The organism is Shewanella sp. SP1S2-4 (assembly GCF_031932075.1).
Taxonomy (GTDB): Bacteria; Pseudomonadota; Gammaproteobacteria; order Enterobacterales; family Shewanellaceae; genus Shewanella; species Shewanella baltica.
The window spans coordinates 153,992-172,379 of sequence record NZ_JAUOET010000001.1 but is presented as its reverse complement, the minus strand read 5'-3'; the positions used below and the strand labels follow the sequence as shown (position 1 = coordinate 172,379).

Below are 18,388 nucleotides of genomic sequence, written 5' to 3'. Positions count from 1 at the left end.
GCGAGGCACAGCGATTTCGCCGAGCTGATAGGTTAAGGCTGGCATTAAAAATAAGGTCTAAGTGATTGAATAATTTAACAGGATGGCATAACGGCTAGCTTGAGTGAGTGGCGTTGATCTGTAAGAGTTGATTGAAGCTAAGGTAAAGGAATGAGTAACTGGAGTTTAATGGATGAAACCTCTGTGTGAAAAAGTGATCCCCGATGAAAACAGCTCTTGGCGTTACTTTCGCTATGAATGGGACCACATGGATCTCAACTGGCATTATCACCCCGAGTACGAAATCTGCTTAACCCTCAACAGTTATGGCATGCGTTATGTGGGCGATCATATTGCCCGCTATGGCGATTATGATTTAGTGATCATCGGCCCTGACATGCCCCACGGCTGGCAATCCGAGGCTAACCTTGATGTTTTAACTGACGAGGTTTCAAAGGATGACGGTTTGAAAGAGCCCGTTTTGATGGGCTCCGCTTCGAAAAATCGAGTGAAGGAAGTCGTCTATGTGGCACAAATCCCCGCAGCCTGGTTACATCAAATTGTGAATGAGCAGCGCGAGTTAGCATCCTTGCATTCTCTTTTGACCCATGCAAAACGGGGCGTGTTATTTAGTGAGGAAACGGCGCGCAAAGCCCATAGTGTGTTTATCGCGATGGAGACGGCCAATCCCTTTAAACGCTATATTTTGTTATTGGAATTATTAGCGTTATTACAACAGGATAGTCAGCAAGAGCTCTTGTCCAGCACCTTGTTCACCCACGGCAGTAAACTCGACTTTACCGTGAAAAAGCTCGATAAAGTGATCGAGCATATTTATGACAATTACACTCAGGCCTTGTCGGCACAGGATTTGGCAAAGTTGGCGCACATGAGCACCAATCACTTTCATCGCTTCTTTAAAAAACGCACCGAGAAAACCTTAACAGAGTTTATCAATCAACTCAGGATCGCTAAGGCGTGCAAGTTATTACTCTCGAACCAGAGCCCGATTTCAACCATCAGCGATCAGTGTGGCTTCAATAACTTATCTAATTTTAATCGGCGTTTTATTCAATTTAAAGGCGTCACGCCGAGTCGTTTTCGTCAGCGCTTTAGCAGTAAACAAAGGGCGATTTAACCCTTTACTATCACGAATACTTAGGCTGAAAATACTGCTCCACTAAGGTCTGGCAGTAGCTTATCGCCTGCGCCGTGATCTCCGTTGAAATCGGCTCAAATGGGCGCTTCAGTTTGGGGTCGCGGTAATCCATTCCCGCTAACAGTGCATACCAAGAGGGGCGAAAGTAGGCGAGTTGCTGGTCGTATTGGTAAAGCAGCAGATCAAAGTCTTCCCCTTGATACCAAGCTTGCAACAGTTGCGTCAACCTTTGGGAAATGGCGACTTTTTTCGCTGCGACCCAATAGGCTTCGCTGCGCTGGCTGGTGACATAATGGGCCTGAATATAATCCTTTATGCCGAGCACTAACTGCATGACAGCCTGATTGAGTGTTTGCCGACTTAAGGTCTCTGCCTGCTTATTCAATTGATAGCGCTCGAATAACGACATAAATCTTTCAAGGGTGAACTGAGTCATCATGATGGACGTGGCTTCGAGCGGCTCGATAAAACTTTGCGCAAGCCCAATCGCCAGTACATTGTTGTGCCAAGCCTTGTCACTGACGCCGACCCGCAGCTTGAGAAACCGCACTTGGGTCGACTCGGGTAAATTTACACTGTGCAATAATTCCTTAGCCGCGGCATTGGCACTGAGGTGGCGACTACTATAAACATAGCCATTGCCAAGCCTGTGGGTGAGGGGGATTTGCCATAGCCAGCCCGCACTGAGCGCCGTGGCGCGGGTATGGTACTTGGCCTGCTGTGCTTTGGCTTGCTGCGTTTGAGTGGAGTCCATTAATGTAGGTATAGGTACAGTGACGGCGCTGTCGTTGAGCAACTCCTCGGCGAAAGATTGAAAGGGCACGCCTAGGGCTTTATGAATTAACTTAGCGCTAAAGCCGCTGGCATCGATGAAAAAGTCGGCGCTCAGTCGTTCGCCATTTGCCAGGATCAGCGTCTCAATCTGCTGGTGTTGGGAGGTTGAAACCTCGACCACATCAGCAATGATCTGCCGTACGCCGCGTTGGCAGGCATAATCTTTTAAGTAGTTGGCCAGCTCAGTGGCATCGAAGTGATAGCCGTATTCGTTGGTGCAGGGCAGTGTTTTATTCGGCCTTGGACTGAGATTGTGTTTGGCCAGTACGCCGCTAGAGAAAAACGCATCAGGTTTAACGGCATTGCCATGCCCTCGGCGTCTTGCATTGGCGTTGATAAAAAAGACTTCGGCGGGTTTTACATCCATTTGAAAATAGAAGGGGTGGAAATATTGCTGGCCGTCACCATTCCAATTGATAAAGTCGATGCCGGTTTTATAGCTGGCGTGGCATTGCTCCATCCAATCTTTTTCGCTGATGCCTAAGTTGTCCATAAAGCGTTTTAGGTGTGGCGTCGAGCCTTCGCCAACGCCGATAGTGCCTATGTTGTCCGATTCCACTAAACAGAGTTCAATGGCGGCAAATACGGGGTTATTCACGAGGGCGGCCGCGGCCATCCAGCCTGCGGTGCCGCCACCTAAGATAATGATTTTTCTGATTGCTTGTTTCACTTTCATGGCTTATCCCCGCTGCATTATCAACGCAAAAAGCCGACCCTAAGGTCGGCTATGGTGTGACTCAAGTTTAAAATTTGTAGCTGGCACCGACGAAATAACGCGAACCAAATTCGATGGTGTTTTGGGTCAATTCGTATTTAACATCATAGGATTGCACCACTTCATTGGTTAAGTTTACCCCTTCGAGTGAAACATCTAAGTTCTCCATTGCATGCCAAATAATCGAGGCATCGACTTGTTGATAGCTGTCGTTTAACACGTTTTGAATGTTACCCACGCCTAAGTATTCTGAACGCCAGTTATAGGCGATACGGGCACTGAACAGATCATCTTCGTAGAAGAGTGAACCGTTGAAGGAGTTTTCAGATACGCCTTCAATCATCTGTTCAGTGCCATCGGGGCGAGTGCTCTTACTGTCAACATAGGTGTAGTTGGTCAAGAAGCCAAAACCGCTTTCAAAGTTATGTTGAAGCTGGATTTCAAGCCCAGTCACTGAGCCGCTGCCGCCGTTGGCTGGAGCTGTGACTCGGCATTTATCCCACTCGGATTCTGACGCGCCGCAACCTTCGATATATTGCGTCGACTCAGTGACAAACACTACGTTATCAATATCTTTGTAGAACAGGGCCGCCGACAACATAGAAGATTCAGTGAAGTACCATTCGATGCCAAGGTCGGCTTGATTCGCCTTATAGGGTTTTAAATTTGGATTGCCGCCGGTCGCAGTACCAAAGTTTTTTGCTATGGCTAAGCCAGGTTTAAGATCGCTGTAGTTGTTACGTGCCATCACGGAAGAGGCCGAAGCACGTAGGATTAAGTCTTCTTGCAGATCGAAGGCGACGTTGATGCTCGGTAGCCAATTATCGTAATTGACGGATTCATTGTAGGGCTTGCCATCGGCAAAACCGGTTGAGGTTTGGTCTGTGTTAACGTAACGCACGCCAAAGTTACCACGGTAGAATTCGCCGCTGAAATCCGCTTGGGCATACAGGGCCAACATATCCTCTTCAACAGTGAAGGTGTTACCGAGATCGGCGACTTCCACTAACTCGCCATTGGCGTATTTCTCGCTGATAAAGGCCCACCATTTGTCTTCATCTAACTTGGCATAGGAGTCGAGTACATTGCCGCCGCTCTGGGAATGTAGCCCAGACAGCACGCCATCGCTCCAGTTAGCGAGGTTGCCATTAGGCACGAAACCTAGAATTTCTGCGGGGTTACGGTTGAAGGCATTACGCTCGAAATCACTGGTGTTGTACTTAATCCCGACCGCAATTTTGTTAATAAAATCATGGTCGAGTTGATATTCGAAATCGGTCTGTGCGTAGGTCACTTTATGATCTTGCACTGTGGTTTCGTAGTTCGCCTCTTGGGCGTGCTTGAATTGGCTGGCATCGTTGGCATCTAAACTCGTCAGCACCACTTGGTAGGGACCGGTGGCATCGTAACTAAAGCCACCATCGACACTGCCTTGACCATTAGGGAAGGCGGGATCGCCAATTTTACCGCCTTGATCTGTCGCTGGGATCCACCAAGAAGATGAACCGCCTTGGGTGCCGCCATCAGAGGTCGATTGGCCAATGACGCCGCTAATCGTAAAACTGTCCCCGACGTATTTTCCGGTTAAGTTGAGTACTTCAGATTTCATATTGACCGCGTGGCGCACCACAGGGTTATAAATAATCGACGCATACGCCGGCAGAATCGTTGCCGATGCCGTGCCGCCTTGGGCATTGTTCACTACGTTGGTGGAGCCTGAACCGCGCGCGCCAACGGTTAAGAAGTTGTGGTTTACGTGGGGGATATCGAGTTCAAAATTAAAGTAATCTAAGGTGAACTCGGTATTGTCAGTTGGTGCAAATTGCAGTGTGACTTGGGCGCTGGTCCGTTCACGTTCGGCTCTAAAGGCCTGCGAGCCAATGCCCCAAGCACCAACGGTAGATTCTTGATTTTGCGCAGGATCGGCGGCGAAGTATTCATAATAACCACTGAGAGATTCCAGTACTTGGCGGCCGCTGGTAATTTTTTCTACTGAATAGGCGCCTAAAATGCCGAACTTTTCGTCGTCATTTTTCCAGCTCCCAAGGAAAGAGCCACTCGGGTCTGTTTCATCGTACAGGCTGCTTTGGCTCAGCTCGCCAGCGACTTGATAGGTGTGGGCATCGAGATCTAAGGGCTTGCGGGTTTTGAGATCGACAGTGCCGCCCAGCGCACCTTCTTCAAGTCTGGCAGTCGGGGTTTTGTGCACTTCAACGGCGTTCACTTGCTCGGCCGACAACAATTCCATATTGAAGGTACGAGTGGCAGGACCAAGGTCATACCAAGAAGTGCTAGCAACGGTTTGACCGTTAAGCAAAATACGGCTCTGCTCTGGCGCTGTACCGCGAATAGTGACGCCGCTTACTTCGCCGTATTGCCTATCGACCGTCACCCCAGAAATTCGCTGTAGCGCATCACCGATGTTTTTATCGGGAAACTTACCTATGTCTTCCGAGGTGATGGCATCGACCGTGGAGTCGGCGAAGCGTTTGGTATTCATTGAGGCTTCAATCGAGCGACGTATGCCGCGTACTTGGATCACCTCCATATTTTCTGCCGTTGCCTCTTGTTGCTCTGCCGCGACTGCGGTTGAGCTCATCCCGAATAAGGCGTTAGCGATACACAATGCGAGCAAAGAGCTCTTAAATAGTTGACCTTCTGACATGTTATAGCGTCCCTGTAGTGCTTTAGTGTTGTTTTTTTCTTCAGTTAACTTACCTGTTATCGAATTGTTGATGCGGTACTTTTCACACTAGGATTGGTATTTTTCTATTGTGTTTAACGCGAGGGCGGCGGTGATTTCAACTTGAGTAGTGATGGGAGATTTATCGACTTAGCGTAGAAAAGTATGGCTTGTTGCTAGGATGGTATAACTAACGCCAGCTGGATTACTCACTATAGAGATGCCGAGCGAATGAGTGCCGCCACTGTGTGCGAGTTTGGACACAATGGGCATTAACTCATTAATTTTAAAAATTAGCTTTAAGCATTATCTACAGGATGAGATCATGAAACTGAAATCGATAGCCGCCGCAGTTGGACTTTGTTTAGCGAGCTTAAGTGTTGCCCACGCCAGCGATAAAACCATTTACCTCACCTTTGATGATGGTCCAATTGATGCGACATTAGGACTGTTAGACGCCTTAAAAGACGCCAATATCAAGGCGACCTTCTTTATCAATGCTTTTCATATGTATGGCGAAGGGGATGAAAACGAAGCGTTAGCGGCTGTCGCCCTGCAACGTTTATTAGACGATGGCCATATTCTGGCAAACCACAGTTACGATCATATGCTGCATAACTGCACCGATGGCGTGCAATCGGGGGCGGTTTATTGCAATCAAGTGGGTCTATGGCCGGTGAAATCCTATCAAGATGCGGCCACCGACTTTACCTACTTTGTGACGAACACCGCCAAAGTGGTTGAGCTTATCCCTAATGCCGCCAGTTATCCTAACAACAAGATGACAAAGTTGGCTCGTTTGCCCTATACCAATGGCTGGCGAGTGACCAGTAAACTTAAAGGTGACGGCTTGTGTGCCACCTCTGATACTGTGCCGCCTTGGGACCCTGCTTTTGCTTGTACCGCCGAAACCTCAACGAACAGTTCGCAAGTTGCGGTGCAAATTCAAAACATGCTCGCCGAGAGTGACTATAAAATATTTGGTTGGGACTTTGATTGGGGGCCTGAGGATTGGGGCGTGGCTTTTCCAGCCGAATCTATGGCCGATGGGGTTGAGCTGGTGGATAAAATCAATCAAGTGATCAACACCTGTGCGGGCACCACAATGAACCCTCTTAACAGTCGCACGCAGAACTTAGACTGTAGCGATGGTTTGCACGACGGTAAAGTGGTGATCTTGACCCACGACTTCCTGTTTGAAAATGCCCACCGTGGCCAAGGTGCGACCATCAACTTGCCTAAAATTAAACGCTTTGTGGAAGAGGCGCAGCGCCAAGGATACCGTTTCGACACGCTAGATAACTATGCCCCCGCTTGGCAGGATCAGCATGATTATCAGCAGCCTGATTTTGTCTCGTATCAAGATAAAATCTATTCCTTAGTGCAAGCCCATTTCTCCCAAAGTAATTGGCAACCGAACCAAACCCCAGCCTTGTGGAAAAACGAGAAGTAGCTAAGTCTTGGGCTGAGTATTTACTCGGCCCATTATATTGGCCGAGTAAAGGGTATGTTGCTGAACTTAGCCTGACAAAACTCAAAATAGCGTCACTTTTTTACACTTTACCCACTCCGCTTTAACTCAGTATCTGTAATACTGCTCCGACATTGATTTGAAGTTGATCAGTGTTAGAAAAGCAGTGCACAAAGCGCGCGATTGGGGAGAGAAAATGAGTACGTTTGTAAAGTTAACCTTAGCGGGCACCTTAGTGATATTAGCCATACTCGCCGCAGGTATTTACCGTTTCAACATGACCAATGATGATATTTATATGGTGATGGAAGATGGTAAGGTCATGCAATACGACGAGGCCATGGCGCAGGAAAAAACGCAGGCACAGGCCAATGAGGTCGAAGTGGTGACACCGCTTGAGGTTAAGCCGGTGGCGAATGCGTCGGAAGTGATGCTTAAACTCTTTAGCTTAAATACCGCTAACCCGTTTGAAATTACCCTACCAGAGGGCGGTAAATCGGTTGCCTTGACCCATTTTATTAAGATCAAGCAAACGGAATTTGCGATGGGCGATTATCAAGATGGCGAGGTAAAAGGTCGAGTATTACTGGATTATTTGCGCATTACGCCGTTAAATTTCGATCCCGCTTTAGAGCCTGATACCCAGAGTGACGCGCCAATTCAAGATGATCCTAAAATGCAGACTATGCCCTTTGTGGCACCGTTTATTGTGACGACCCAAGGTTCGGGGGCATTTTGGTATCTTGGCTTGTTTAGCCTCGATTTTGAACACAATAACTTGAAGCATTTAGGCAGCGTCATGCTGGGAGATCGCATCGAGGTGGACAGTATTGAACCTGTTTATCCCTTCGAAGCTCCGTTCAAAATTGCCGTGACTTATCGCGATAGAGCGCCTGACCAACCTATGTCTGAAAGCCCTGAAATCGTTAAAACCTTAGAGGTGACTGTGAGCGAAACTGGCATCACTAACATAACTCAGTAGTGAGTAGTCGTGCGCAACGGGTCGGGAGTAAATGCATTATGGATCTGCGCAGGCTTGTGCTAAGTTATTTTTCGTTCCGTGTGTGATGCTTGCCGCAGCGGCAAGTATTCTCGGGTAGATAGACTTGGCATAATGTTTTGACAAGGAGAGTGTCATGCAAGTTAGCAAAATCACTGGAAAATTTGATGTTAAGCTCACTCCAGATAGCACCTATGCTACGGGTGTGGGCGGCGTGACGCTTGGGCGTATGGGCTTAGATAAGACCTTTTATGGCGAGCTTGAGGGCCGTAGCCAAGGTGAAATGCTCAGTGCAATGACGTCAGTCAAAGGCTCGGCTGGCTATGTGGCGATTGAGCAAGTGGTTGGCAAGGTGTGTGGTAAGCAGGGTAGTTTCGTGCTGCAACATTTTGGCATTATGACCGATGGACAAAACCGTTTGATCTTAGAAGTGGTTCCCCATTCCGGTGCGGGCGAGTTGCAGGGCTTAACGGGCACTATGGCCATCAGTATCGAAAATGGTCAGCATTTTTATGAGTTCCAGTTTGGCTTTGAAGCCAGCGCTGAGCCTGCATTTTAACGCGACTTCAGGCATGATTTTTTAGGCATGATTGTTTCTGAAAATATAGTTTCAGACACTATTGCTTAAGGTGTTATCGCTTAAGGTACTATCGCTTCCAGCATTAGCCTGATGTCGTTCAATTTTCCTACCTTGATTTCGTTTTCTTAAACCTAGTCTTATCTACGTGGCCTAGAAAACCTTGCTTGATTGAGTGAAATAATGGACATAAAAAAACCAGCCTAGGCTGGTTTTTTGTTATTACTTTTTCTTATCAATCGAGTTCAAAAGTTGAGGCAAGATTAACGCCTTGTACTTAACTCTGACTGTTAAAGCGCTACTTTTGAAAGCTAGTTTCAGAAAGTGCAGCTTTAACTAGCGTTAAGAGGCTTTTTTAACGACTTTGATTTTATCGACAACTTTTTTCACATCGTCGGTATTCTCGGCAATTTTCAGCGCTAACTGACGTTCGGCATCGCTAGCAACTTCACCTTTTAAGGTGACGATACCATTAGCGACATCCACATTAATCTGAGTGCCGGAAACATCGGTTGAAAACAGTAAACGGGTTTTGACGACTGTGGCAACCTTAGAATCGGTCAAAGTAGCAACAACTTCACTGGTGCCTTCTTTCTCATTCATCACAATGAGTTGATTATCGACATCTTTTACGCCGTCTAAACTTTTGATCAGTTCAGTGGCAAGGGCTTTATCGACACTGCTTTCCACTTTACCTGTTAACGTCACGTTTCCCTCTTTGACATCCGTTATAATGTCAAAGGAATTGAGATTGGTATTGAGCAGTAAAGTAGTTTCAGCTTTACCATCGATCCAAGCATCCTTAGCCCCGTCCTTCCAATCTTGAGCTGCTGCGACATTTAAACTGATTGAACCGACAAGTAAGGTCGCTAGTACTGATGCTGTTGTGGTTTTCATAATCATATCCTCCGTTGTTTTCTCGATGTTAGATAATGCGTGAATCGTGCCAATATAGTTAAGTTGTTGATTTTAAGGTGTTTATGTGCTGTTTTTGATATTTTGACAGAAGGAGTCTTTTGTTTAAGTCGGTCTTTTTTACCGACAAAATGTAATTTTTTCTGGCAAGCAGAGTCATCTTTAAAGCATAAAAAACCGCACGACTGTGTGCGGTAAAGTGTGTGCGGAATAGTGTGTGGAGTCGCGCGGTGCGTTAAAGCTGGATATTGCCAGGTAAAGAGGCTCATACTGATGCGCACTAATGCAAACTGATGTAAACAGGTGTAAAGGATTAACCAGGATTGAGCGAACTCATACCATCGCAACTGATTTGCAGCCAAGCGGCGCCTTCTGCGAGCTGATTGGCAAGTTGTGGCTGATGTGCTTGCCTTACTGCTTGCTTCATCTGGGTTAACACTTGCTGCTCTATAACGACAAGTGCGGCCATCGCCTGCGATATATGGCACTGATGCAGCAACTTTGTCGCTTGAGTGTAAGTGACAGGTATCGTATGACTCAGGCCATGAAGCGGCTCGCTAGACAAAGGGCGCAGCTGCTCAAATCGCCTCAACATTCGCTGGTGGATATTCGCTTTGGTCGAAAAAATCCGCTTAAGGTTATAGTCTTCGACGTACGTCATCGCTTGGTTGTAAAATGTGAGTCCTTCTTGATTGAGCGTTATCATTTCATCGATCAACATGATATCGGCGCGGATATCAGTCTGATGTTGCACAACATTAGACTTCATTATGGGCCTCCTAATGCCAGTGTTCGACATAGCCTTGTTTAACGGCTTGGGTCAACTAATTGAGTTTCGTTCAGCTACCATGCATATTCTGTTCTCGTTTTTAATGATATGTTAACAGGCTGATTTTTAGACTGATATTCTCGGTTCATTACGCCATCCTCTTGGAATATCGGCAACTATTACCGCTGCTGTTGTTAAAATTTCACGACTGACATACAGTAGCCCTTCATACACAGGGAGTGGGATAGCATGGCTCGATTGACACTTTTTTATCACCTGCAGGATGTAAACGCCGAACAAGCCATCTTAGAACTCGCCGGCGCTGCCGACTTTAATAAACTCCGCAGTGTCGATGATTTACCTTGGATAGAACAGCTTGAGGTGAATCACGTCGATGTTGCCATCATTGAGCTGTCCAGCCTTAGCCGTGAGGATTATCTCGGGCTACTGGACAATGTAGCTCTGTCCAATATCGAGTTTATTTTTCTCTCCGACGGCCAGCCGAACCCCAATCTTGATCAGTTAATGTCGCATTTTGCCGGTTATCATTTTCGCAAACCCTACGACATGACGTTAATCAGCGATATTTTCGCCGATTTTGCCCAGTATCTAGTGTCATCCCCAATTCGGCCTCGGCCTTTTTCCAGCGAGCTAGACCAATATGGTTTACTTGTCGGTTCCTCTGCTGCGATGCATAAGCTGTATCGCACGATTCGCCGCGTCTCTGCGACCGACAGTAATGTGCTGATCATTGGTGAGAGCGGGGCGGGGAAAGAGCTGGTCGCCAATACCATACATCTTGCCAGCCCTAGGCTGAACGAGCCTTTTATCGCGATTAACTGCGGCGCCTTAAGCCCTGAATTGGTCGATAGTGAGTTGTTTGGCCATGTAAAAGGCGCGTTCACTGGCGCTCATCGCGATCACAAAGGCGTATTTGAGCAGGCAGAAGGCGGAACCTTATTTCTCGATGAAGTCACCGAAATGCCAATTGAGCATCAAGTGAAGTTACTCAGAGTGCTTGAAAATAGCGAATATCGCCCCGTTGGCGGTGCCAAAGTGCAACTCGCCAATGTGCGGATTGTGGCGGCCACCAATCGTGATCCCACCGCGGCAATCGAGGCTGGGCAATTTCGCGAGGATTTATATTTCCGTTTGGCCCAGTTCCCTATCCGCGTTCCACCCTTAAGGGAACGTGGCGATGATATTCTTGGGCTGGCGCAGCATTTTCTTGCCTATCGTAACGTGGCAGAAAAGCAGAATAAAAGCCTCGCTGACGACAGTGCGCAGATGATCGCTGCGTACCCTTGGTCGGGTAATGTGCGTGAATTAAAACATGCCATTGAGCGAGCCTATATTCTGGCAGACCAAGAGATTTTACCCAGTCATTTACAGTTGCCACAGGCAAGTGAAATGGGGACATCTTGCGATGACCAAGTCGTTATCCCGCAGGGCATGCGTTTAGATGACTTAGAAAAAATCGCCATTTATCAAGCATTAGAAACCACTCAAGGCAATAAAACCGATACCGCCGAGCAACTGGGGATCAGCGTGAAAACCCTTTACAACAAGCTCAGCAAGTACGAGCAGCAAGTCGAAGCGGGTGAATCGGCGGTAGAATAGTTTTTTGCGCTCAAAAGCCGCAGATGTGAGTGAGTTTAACATCTCATTGAGCTTTATCCTGCGGCTTTAGCCATCTTAAGCGTACCGTTGATGTGGTTGCTAGCAAGGAGGTTTAAGCCAAGTGGCATCGGCTCTTTGGGATTTTATTTCACTATGCTAGGCCAGCGTTAGGAGCGAGATTTGACGATAGTAAAGTTGATTACTTGTCAGGTTGAAAATGAACAAGAGCAAGATTTTTCTCAAAGCCAACAGATATGGAAAGCGTTGAGCAACTGCGTAGGTTTTAGAGGCCAGTTCGGTGGTTGGAGTCAACCCGAAAGGCAGGCGATTATTGTGGGCGTATGGCAGTCACTCGAGGATGTTACGGCTTTCATGGGGTCAGTTCACGACGAGCTGTTCTCCAAAAGTGGTCAGCAAACAACTTATAAACAGTGTGATGTCCATTATTTTGAAAATATACTGAGTATCCCTTCGCTAACTCATCATCCTGCAGATCAAAATGACAATGTCATTCGCTTGGCTTATTGCCGAGGAGTGCAAGATGTCGAACGTTTTTTAAGTGACCAACGAACGATTTGGAATGCCCATCTTGGACAAGCAGACGGCATGCTTGGCGGTTGTGTCGCCCGCAGTCTAAAACAGAGTGACTACTTCATCGTTATGACGCGCTGGGCGTCGAACCCAGCTCATGAAAATTACGTAAAAACCGTTCTGCCAACCCTTAAAAAGCAAGTGTTACCTGAAAGCTATATTGAAAATATGTCGGGTTGTTTAGTGCAGGAAGAATGCTTATGGGAAGTCGTTCCTAGTAATGACTCAAGCGTGCCAGCAAGATGTATCACCCATCCTCTTCAGTTATTTCCTGATAAGGCACAAACACCTTAAGGGATGCGGGTTGGACTTCAATGGTGAGATCTGCGGGTTCAAAGATTTCGCCATCAATCACATATTTACACTTGGGCTGACTCCTAATATTCACTTTTTTCGCATGGGCGTGGTGGACTTTGGTCGCGGTAGAAAGCGCACTAGGTCGTTTTGCATCTGTGTCTTTATTACCTTCTTTTACCCATCCAGCAATGGCTAATTCGGCCAGGCAAAGGAGCTGCTCCTTAGGTTCATCCCCCGAATCTAGCCAGGTAATATCGAGCAGGCCATCTGTCATGTTTGGCTCGCCATCGCCCTGTGCTAATACGCTGGTAAACGGGGCGGCATTGGCAACGATCAGGCTATGGGTGGTCAATGTTGTGGGCTCGGCATCATCTAAGCTGAGCTGTATGGTTAAAGTGACATCGGCATTGACGGCGCGCCATAAACCATCTAGGTAGGCAAACTGGCCGAGGGCATTTTTACGTTCACGGTTGGCTGATTCAATCATCTGCTGTTCAAAGCCAATCCCCACAAGTAACAAGACTAGTTGTTCATTACAACGAGCCGTATCTATGGCTTGGCTATGTCCTTGGATAATATTGTCCAGTGCCTGAGAGACAGGAATGAGCTTACTGCCTAAACCAAATAGCGCGTGGCTGAGGGCGTTAGTGGTGCCTAAGGGAATGATCCCTAAGGCGATGTCAGTGTTCACTATTTCCGATGCCACCTCTGTCACTGTGCCATCGCCACCACAGGCAATAATGATATCTGCGCCGCTACTGCGGGCTTTTTGGGCGAAGGTATTTGCGCTGATATTTTCGGTAGTGAGCTTTAACGTTAGGTCAAAATAGGCTTTTAGTTCGTCTTGGATCTGCTCGCCATATTGTTGCCATTTGCCGCCGCCAGAGACCGGGTTGGCGATAATCCACGCCACTTTATGGATGTTGATTTTGCCTTGCTTGAGCATGTGTTCAAGGGCGCGTAATTGCCATTTGTTTAAGCCCGCGGTTTTGCGAACTTGCTTTATCTGTTGCAGTACTTCGGCGAAGTTGCGCTGTTTATCTTTACAGACTAAATAGGCGGCGAGTACCAGTACTGAGCGGCCGCGCCCCATAGCACAGTGGATCAGCACCTGTTTATTGGCGCGCACTTGGCGATGCAACCAGTTAACGGCTTGATTGAGCTGGGCACTGGTCGGCACGCTATGGTCGAGGATGGGAATGTTCAAATACTCGATATGATCTTCAAACTGCGACCAATCTAAGCCATCAAACTCGGCGGTCACATCAAGAATGGCGGTAATCTTATTGGCTTTGATTTTATCCAGATCCGCAGAAAATAATCGGCAGCCGAGATACAACTGCTCATCTATCTTTTGCATCGACGGCACAGAGTCGCGTTTTCTGGCCCAATGATTATACAGCCGACAGCCCAATAAAAACGGAATAAAGCCCCAGCGAATATACCAAGGGATAGTGCCATCTTGGCGCTTTCTAAAAATGCTGGCGAGATTAAACCAGTAGGCTGAACCGACTAAAAATAGCGACAGGCTTGTCCAAGCCCAAATAAAGGTGAGCAGGGGAGACGTACCCGTTACTGCAAAATAGGCTAGCAGTACGGCACCTGCTAAGTAGAAATATTTGATGTGGATTTTGCTTAGCATACGCGCCCTCCAATGCTGTTCATTTGATTTTACCGCTGCATGTTCAACGGCTGACTGCATCGGTGAATCGCGTCGTTGAAATCAGGTTCTAACTCAAGTTTAAATTAGGTGCTAACTCAAAAGGGTGGCAGTAGACGAGTCTATTGCCACCCTAGAGTGAGGTTTGCTTAGCACTTAGTATCTTTAGCTTTAACACCTTCTTTGACTTCTTCACAGGCATCTTCGATGGCGTTACCTGTATCTGTCATCACTTCATCAATTTTTTCGCCTGCGTCTTCGGCTTTGTTATCGCTACAAGCGGTTAAACCGAGGGCGAGTAATAATGCCAGTGAAGCGCTTGTCATCAGAGTAAATGGTTTCATATACATCTCCTTTCTAAAAAATAATTAAAGTCGTGGTGACTTGCCTCTAAAGGCATTAACCAGCAGGGAAATCACTAATAACACAATAAAGATTAAGAAAATGATTTTCGCTATGCCCGCCGCTGCGCCAGCTATCCCAGTAAATCCTAATAGGCCTGCAATAACAGCAACAACCAGAAATACTAATGTCCAACCTAACATATGAACCTCCTGCCCTTGTCTTAATCCTTCGCATGACCGTTTGTGTCATTTGTAAGGTAACGGCTAATGGTTATTTCTAGATTGCGAACATAATGCCAACTTTGCATATTTTAATTAGTTTATTGATTTTAAATGAAATTTAATTGATTGGTTTGAAGCGGATACGAATGTGCTAAACGTGGGGCAGGCAATTTTTACCTAAGCTTCGGTAAGAGTTGCAGTCAGAAAATAGAGGAGCACAGCAAAAAAAACCGATACCATTTGAGTATCGGCTTAGATGAAGATGTTGATAACTAGGCTGAGAAAGAGACAATAATTTGCGGTAAGGTCAGCACTTGCGCATTAACTACCACCGCCAGCAACTGCTGAGAGCGTCCTATAAAGCAGCATTTGTATGATATCTTTTAGAAAGTACGGCAATGACGGCACAGCAAATACCATAGAACGCACCAAGACCTCCATAATATATTCCTGCTTCACCCGACGTAATATGCCCTGAGGCAAAAGATATAGATATTCCAATATAGGCGCTTAAAAGACCCAGAGTGGCACCCGCTAACCCAAACTTATGACCACGATGAATGGATGCCAAAGTGCCAGCTGCGGTGGTATTAATATCTAGATTGCTAACGTTAATATCAAAAGCTGCCGCTAACGCTCTTTTTGATTCTAAAGAGCTTGTGCCTTCGCTTTCTATTCTCTGAATAGTACGAATGCTCAGTCCTGAGATTGTGGCAAGTTGATCTTGTGACCAAGAACGTTCGTTTCGAAGCTTCTTAACTAAGTCTTTGTTTATCATCTGTTCCATTTTCTAGTTCCTAATAATGATTGCTAAAGGCTAATCATCATCCGAAAATCTTGATTTTAGTTATGACAACCTTACGTCAAAGTTACGACAGTGGCCCGCCAAGTTGTTTAACGCCGCCAACAGCGAGCAAATGTTAAGTTTGAAAGACGCAATGCTAGGCCTTGTTAAGTGTTCACCTCATAACCAAACCGAACCCCGCTTGATTAATGATATCTGTGCATTGTGATATGAACCACATTGCAGAAGCAGTAGGCTCATACTTGCATAGAATATTAATTTTAAATTCTTTACCCTTTGAATCTGGATTGGTTTCAAATATTTCACCAGACTCCAAGAAAGCCAAGTCGGTATTAATCTTTTCCTGTGTAGAAATAGATGCCCGTCATCCCATTCCAAATGATCTGAGAGGGTTAGCACCACGACACCTTCTTGATCTATTCCAATGGAGTCAACTGAACCTTGACCTTCTATGCTCATAGATATTTTACACTTATATAATGCGCATAATCTTACCTTCAATTACTTGGCGAGGTGACTCGCAAATTAATGATTTATAAGGAGCTTTGCACGATAGTAAATATCATTCTGGGTAGAAAGTATGCATCTGTATTACTACGTATTTTGTTTGGCGAATTGTTTATAAGATATTGAATATTAAGACTTGATTGAAAGTATTATTTGAAATAATGCACAAAACGATACTTTTGAATGACAAAAAACTTTATTCACAAATCATGTGGTATGTAGATTTTTGGGGAAGGGATATGTCCTATCAAAGTTTGCCTCGCAGTCCATTCTTAAATTAGGCAGCATGTATTCGATTGGTTGCAGGCGTGCATTGTCGCGGCAGTGGCCATCGGAAAAGGGACTTTTCCGTTGAGCCCCCAAGGATGGGTTTACGGCGTACCACTGGAGCGCCAGTGCTTAGCGGCATTGGCACAAACAGAGCCAATAACTCAAGGGATTAGATTGGTAATAAGGTCGGCGGCTTCGATTTAACGAGGTAGTGAAGAAGACTGCATCAAGTAGGGAGTTGAGTCCCTACTTGATGTCTCGATAGTCCGTTAGGGGTTAAAAACGATTTAGCGGTTTCCAGCGTTGCAGGCTAACTGGAATGCTAACCCCTTGGGATAACAGCAAGTTAATGCGGGATTGATACGCCGCGCCCACCATTAAATGTTTGGCTAAATCGACCGCATTACGGGCTTTATAGTCATCTAAATAACTGCCTTTTGCCCACGCATTAAATGCCCCGAGCGCAGGGCCTGCCCAAATTTGGTAATCCATTTCGCGGCCGACTTCACCTGTGTTCGACCAGCGGCTCGACAGACCCAAATACCAGCGGAAAATCAGCGCCATCTTACGTTTGGGGTTATCCAGTGCACGCTCGATTTGCTTAGGGTCACGTTCGTTAAAGTGGGCGACTGTGCCCGCCCAAATGTCATCGAGTGATGCGCGAAACACTTGCTCTTCGAGCTTTTTACGCTCGTCCGCGGGGATGGCATCAATTGAATCGTAACGGGTATAAATTTCATAAAGCTTATTGGCGCGCATTGGAAACAGAGTACCGCGCTTAACTACTTGTAATTTCACGCCCATTTCGAACATATCGGCGGCAGGCGCCATAGTCACATCAGCCATTTCTGTGGTGGCGAGTAACTTACGTGTGTGTTCGCTCGCGCCCGCCTCCACACACGCTTGGTTGATTGAACCTGTGACGATAAAGGCCGCGCCCATGTTGAAGGTGGCTAATGCTGCGTCGGGGGTACCAACGCCGCCGCCTGCACCGACACGGATGGGCGTCTTGTATTGATACTTAGCTTGGATTTCATCTTTGAGCGCCAAAATCGTCGGCAATAGCGTGACCAGTGGACGATTGTCGGTATGGCCACCTGAGTCGGCTTCGGCCGTGATGTCATCCGCCATTGGCACCAGTAATGCCATTGCCATTTGGTCTTGGCTGATAAGACCATCACTCACTAATTGCTGGAGGATTTTGGCGGGCGCCGGCTCCATAAACTTAGTTGCGACTTCGGTGCGGCTGATTTTGGCTATGACTTTGTTGCCAATGACGATGTCGCCATGTGCGTCGCGGCTCAAGCCCGCTGCGCGGTAATAGACGATCTGCGGCGTTAAACCTAAAAATGCCGAGGCTTCGACCGTGCGCACTTTATGTTTTAAAAACAGCTCAACGCTGCCGCGCTCTAATGCGGGCTCGCTTGGGCTGTGAATTAAGTTAAAGGCGTAGGGACCATTGGGCAGAGCTGCTTGAATGCGGGTAATGGCCGCTTCAACCCGGGATGGAATTAGCCCCGCCGCGCCAAATGAGCACAAAATGCCCGCTTGACCCAGCGCGATAACCAGTTCTTCCGAAGCAATACCGTTGGCCATGGCGCCGGCATAGTAAGCGTATTTAACCCCGTGGACGCGGCGAAAATTACTATCGCCTAAACTTTGGGTGCCAAGGGCAGGGGCAAAGGCGCTGACAGGGTGTGAGCCCAATGGCGCTTGGCTGTCACTGGTGGTCACTTCGGCCGTTTGCGCTATGCCTAAGCCTTTTTCACTGTGATTGACTAAGTAGCAGGCTTGGCTTAAATCTTTGAGTTTTTTGCCTAATGAGTCGATATCAAAGCTCAGCGCTGCATCATTGACTTGCCATGGCCAAGGGCTGAGTTTTTCGTGATTACTATTAAATTGATCGAGAGTATGGCTTGTCATAGGTATTCTCTTTTTATTGCCGCCTTAGGCATTCTGGCCAAGGCGAC

Annotated in this window: 16 protein-coding genes and 1 pseudogene; 6 read left to right on the top strand and 11 right to left on the bottom strand. The window is 46.9% G+C overall.

Going from position 1 to position 18,388, the window contains the following annotated elements:
• The first annotated feature begins 172 nt into the window (after positions 1 to 172).
• The gene (locus Q4Q52_RS00695; protein WP_311989601.1) at positions 173 to 1,117 is read left to right on the top strand and encodes an AraC family transcriptional regulator; all 945 of its coding nucleotides are present in this window, start codon (positions 173 to 175) and stop codon (positions 1,115 to 1,117) included.
• 10 nt (positions 1,118 to 1,127) lie between these two features.
• Here the strand turns inward: Q4Q52_RS00695 and Q4Q52_RS00690 are convergent, their stop codons facing one another.
• Together Q4Q52_RS00690 and Q4Q52_RS00685 are read right to left on the bottom strand one after the other, a co-directional pair.
• Positions 1,128 to 2,648 (bottom strand): tryptophan halogenase family protein, encoded by a 1,521-nt coding sequence (locus Q4Q52_RS00690; RefSeq protein ID WP_311989600.1) that lies wholly within the window; start codon positions 2,646 to 2,648, stop codon positions 1,128 to 1,130.
• 67 nt (positions 2,649 to 2,715) lie between these two features.
• Positions 2,716 to 5,352, bottom strand: a complete 2,637-nt coding sequence (locus Q4Q52_RS00685; RefSeq protein ID WP_311989599.1) for a TonB-dependent receptor — start codon at positions 5,350 to 5,352, stop codon at positions 2,716 to 2,718.
• A gap of 343 nt (positions 5,353 to 5,695) precedes the next feature.
• On the opposite strand from Q4Q52_RS00685, the gene Q4Q52_RS00680 reads away from it, so the two are divergent.
• The 3 genes from Q4Q52_RS00680 (at position 5,696) to Q4Q52_RS00670 (ending at position 8,400) form a co-directional block, all read left to right on the top strand.
• The gene (locus Q4Q52_RS00680) at positions 5,696 to 6,823 is read left to right on the top strand and encodes a polysaccharide deacetylase family protein (RefSeq protein WP_311989598.1); all 1,128 of its coding nucleotides are present in this window, start codon (positions 5,696 to 5,698) and stop codon (positions 6,821 to 6,823) included.
• Between the two features lie 214 nt (positions 6,824 to 7,037).
• Positions 7,038 to 7,823, top strand: a complete 786-nt coding sequence (locus tag Q4Q52_RS00675; protein WP_311989597.1) for a hypothetical protein — start codon at positions 7,038 to 7,040, stop codon at positions 7,821 to 7,823.
• Between the two features lie 154 nt (positions 7,824 to 7,977).
• A complete protein-coding gene (locus Q4Q52_RS00670) occupies positions 7,978 to 8,400 on the top strand; it encodes a DUF3224 domain-containing protein (RefSeq protein ID WP_006080939.1) in 423 nt (140 codons plus the stop codon).
• A gap of 360 nt (positions 8,401 to 8,760) precedes the next feature.
• On the opposite strand, the gene Q4Q52_RS00665 is transcribed toward Q4Q52_RS00670, so the two are convergent.
• Both Q4Q52_RS00665 and Q4Q52_RS00660 read right to left on the bottom strand, forming a co-directional pair.
• Positions 8,761 to 9,315, bottom strand: a complete 555-nt coding sequence (locus tag Q4Q52_RS00665; RefSeq protein WP_012588155.1) for a BON domain-containing protein — start codon at positions 9,313 to 9,315, stop codon at positions 8,761 to 8,763.
• A 331-nt stretch (positions 9,316 to 9,646) separates the two neighbouring features.
• Positions 9,647 to 10,102, bottom strand: a complete 456-nt coding sequence (locus tag Q4Q52_RS00660) for a glutamyl-tRNA reductase (RefSeq protein ID WP_011846322.1) — start codon at positions 10,100 to 10,102, stop codon at positions 9,647 to 9,649.
• Between the two features lie 249 nt (positions 10,103 to 10,351).
• Between Q4Q52_RS00660 and Q4Q52_RS00655 the strand changes: the two genes are divergently transcribed.
• Positions 10,352 to 11,722, top strand: coding sequence for a sigma-54 dependent transcriptional regulator (locus Q4Q52_RS00655; protein WP_311989596.1), 1,371 nt, complete (start codon positions 10,352 to 10,354; stop codon positions 11,720 to 11,722).
• Between the two features lie 180 nt (positions 11,723 to 11,902).
• Complete coding sequence (locus Q4Q52_RS00650; protein WP_259565700.1) at positions 11,903 to 12,607, top strand: YdbC family protein; 705 nt, start codon at positions 11,903 to 11,905, stop codon at positions 12,605 to 12,607.
• Here Q4Q52_RS00650 and Q4Q52_RS00645 read toward each other — a convergent pair.
• The 7 genes and pseudogenes from Q4Q52_RS00645 to pfaD form a co-directional block, all read right to left on the bottom strand.
• Positions 12,561 to 14,252 (bottom strand): diacylglycerol kinase family protein, encoded by a 1,692-nt coding sequence (locus Q4Q52_RS00645; protein ID WP_311989595.1) that lies wholly within the window; start codon positions 14,250 to 14,252, stop codon positions 12,561 to 12,563. The genes Q4Q52_RS00650 and Q4Q52_RS00645 overlap by 47 nt on opposite strands.
• A gap of 167 nt (positions 14,253 to 14,419) precedes the next feature.
• Positions 14,420 to 14,614 carry a hypothetical protein gene (locus Q4Q52_RS00640; RefSeq protein ID WP_006085205.1) on the bottom strand — a complete coding sequence of 65 codons (195 nt, stop codon included), beginning with the start codon at positions 14,612 to 14,614 and terminating at the stop codon, positions 14,420 to 14,422.
• Between the two features lie 24 nt (positions 14,615 to 14,638).
• The gene (locus tag Q4Q52_RS00635) at positions 14,639 to 14,815 is read right to left on the bottom strand and encodes a DUF1328 domain-containing protein (protein WP_011846326.1); all 177 of its coding nucleotides are present in this window, start codon (positions 14,813 to 14,815) and stop codon (positions 14,639 to 14,641) included.
• 376 nt (positions 14,816 to 15,191) lie between these two features.
• Complete coding sequence (locus Q4Q52_RS00630; RefSeq protein ID WP_300484001.1) at positions 15,192 to 15,623, bottom strand: helix-turn-helix transcriptional regulator; 432 nt, start codon at positions 15,621 to 15,623, stop codon at positions 15,192 to 15,194.
• A gap of 172 nt (positions 15,624 to 15,795) precedes the next feature.
• Positions 15,796 to 15,957, bottom strand: a complete 162-nt coding sequence (locus tag Q4Q52_RS00625) for a DUF6572 domain-containing protein (RefSeq protein WP_310796070.1) — start codon at positions 15,955 to 15,957, stop codon at positions 15,796 to 15,798.
• Positions 15,958 to 16,040: 83 nt separating this feature from the next.
• A pseudogene (locus Q4Q52_RS00620) lies at positions 16,041 to 16,100 on the bottom strand (hypothetical protein); the annotation flags it as partial.
• A gap of 594 nt (positions 16,101 to 16,694) precedes the next feature.
• Entirely contained in the window at positions 16,695 to 18,341 is a 1,647-nt protein-coding gene (gene pfaD, locus Q4Q52_RS00615; RefSeq protein WP_311989593.1) for an eicosapentaenoate synthase subunit PfaD, read from the bottom strand.
• Positions 18,342 to 18,388 lie beyond the last annotated feature (47 nt).

What these genes read in the sequence shown, in the direction of transcription:
- Q4Q52_RS00695 (WP_311989601.1), top strand. Translation starts at nt 173, where the DNA reads ATGAAACCTCTGTGTGAAAAAGTGATCCCCGATGAAAACAGCTCTTGG.
- Q4Q52_RS00690 (WP_311989600.1), bottom strand. Translation starts at nt 2,648, where the DNA reads ATGAAAGTGAAACAAGCAATCAGAAAAATCATTATCTTAGGTGGCGGC.
- Q4Q52_RS00685 (WP_311989599.1), bottom strand. Translation starts at nt 5,352, where the DNA reads ATGTCAGAAGGTCAACTATTTAAGAGCTCTTTGCTCGCATTGTGTATC.
- Q4Q52_RS00680 (WP_311989598.1), top strand. Translation starts at nt 5,696, where the DNA reads ATGAAACTGAAATCGATAGCCGCCGCAGTTGGACTTTGTTTAGCGAGC.
- Q4Q52_RS00675 (WP_311989597.1), top strand. Translation starts at nt 7,038, where the DNA reads ATGAGTACGTTTGTAAAGTTAACCTTAGCGGGCACCTTAGTGATATTA.
- Q4Q52_RS00670 (WP_006080939.1), top strand. Translation starts at nt 7,978, where the DNA reads ATGCAAGTTAGCAAAATCACTGGAAAATTTGATGTTAAGCTCACTCCA.
- Q4Q52_RS00665 (WP_012588155.1), bottom strand. Translation starts at nt 9,315, where the DNA reads ATGAAAACCACAACAGCATCAGTACTAGCGACCTTACTTGTCGGTTCA.
- Q4Q52_RS00660 (WP_011846322.1), bottom strand. Translation starts at nt 10,102, where the DNA reads ATGAAGTCTAATGTTGTGCAACATCAGACTGATATCCGCGCCGATATC.
- Q4Q52_RS00655 (WP_311989596.1), top strand. Translation starts at nt 10,352, where the DNA reads ATGGCTCGATTGACACTTTTTTATCACCTGCAGGATGTAAACGCCGAA.
- Q4Q52_RS00645 (WP_311989595.1), bottom strand. Translation starts at nt 14,252, where the DNA reads ATGCTAAGCAAAATCCACATCAAATATTTCTACTTAGCAGGTGCCGTA.
- Q4Q52_RS00640 (WP_006085205.1), bottom strand. Translation starts at nt 14,614, where the DNA reads ATGAAACCATTTACTCTGATGACAAGCGCTTCACTGGCATTATTACTC.
- Q4Q52_RS00635 (WP_011846326.1), bottom strand. Translation starts at nt 14,815, where the DNA reads ATGTTAGGTTGGACATTAGTATTTCTGGTTGTTGCTGTTATTGCAGGC.
- Q4Q52_RS00630 (WP_300484001.1), bottom strand. Translation starts at nt 15,623, where the DNA reads ATGGAACAGATGATAAACAAAGACTTAGTTAAGAAGCTTCGAAACGAA.
- pfaD (WP_311989593.1), bottom strand. Translation starts at nt 18,341, where the DNA reads ATGACAAGCCATACTCTCGATCAATTTAATAGTAATCACGAAAAACTC.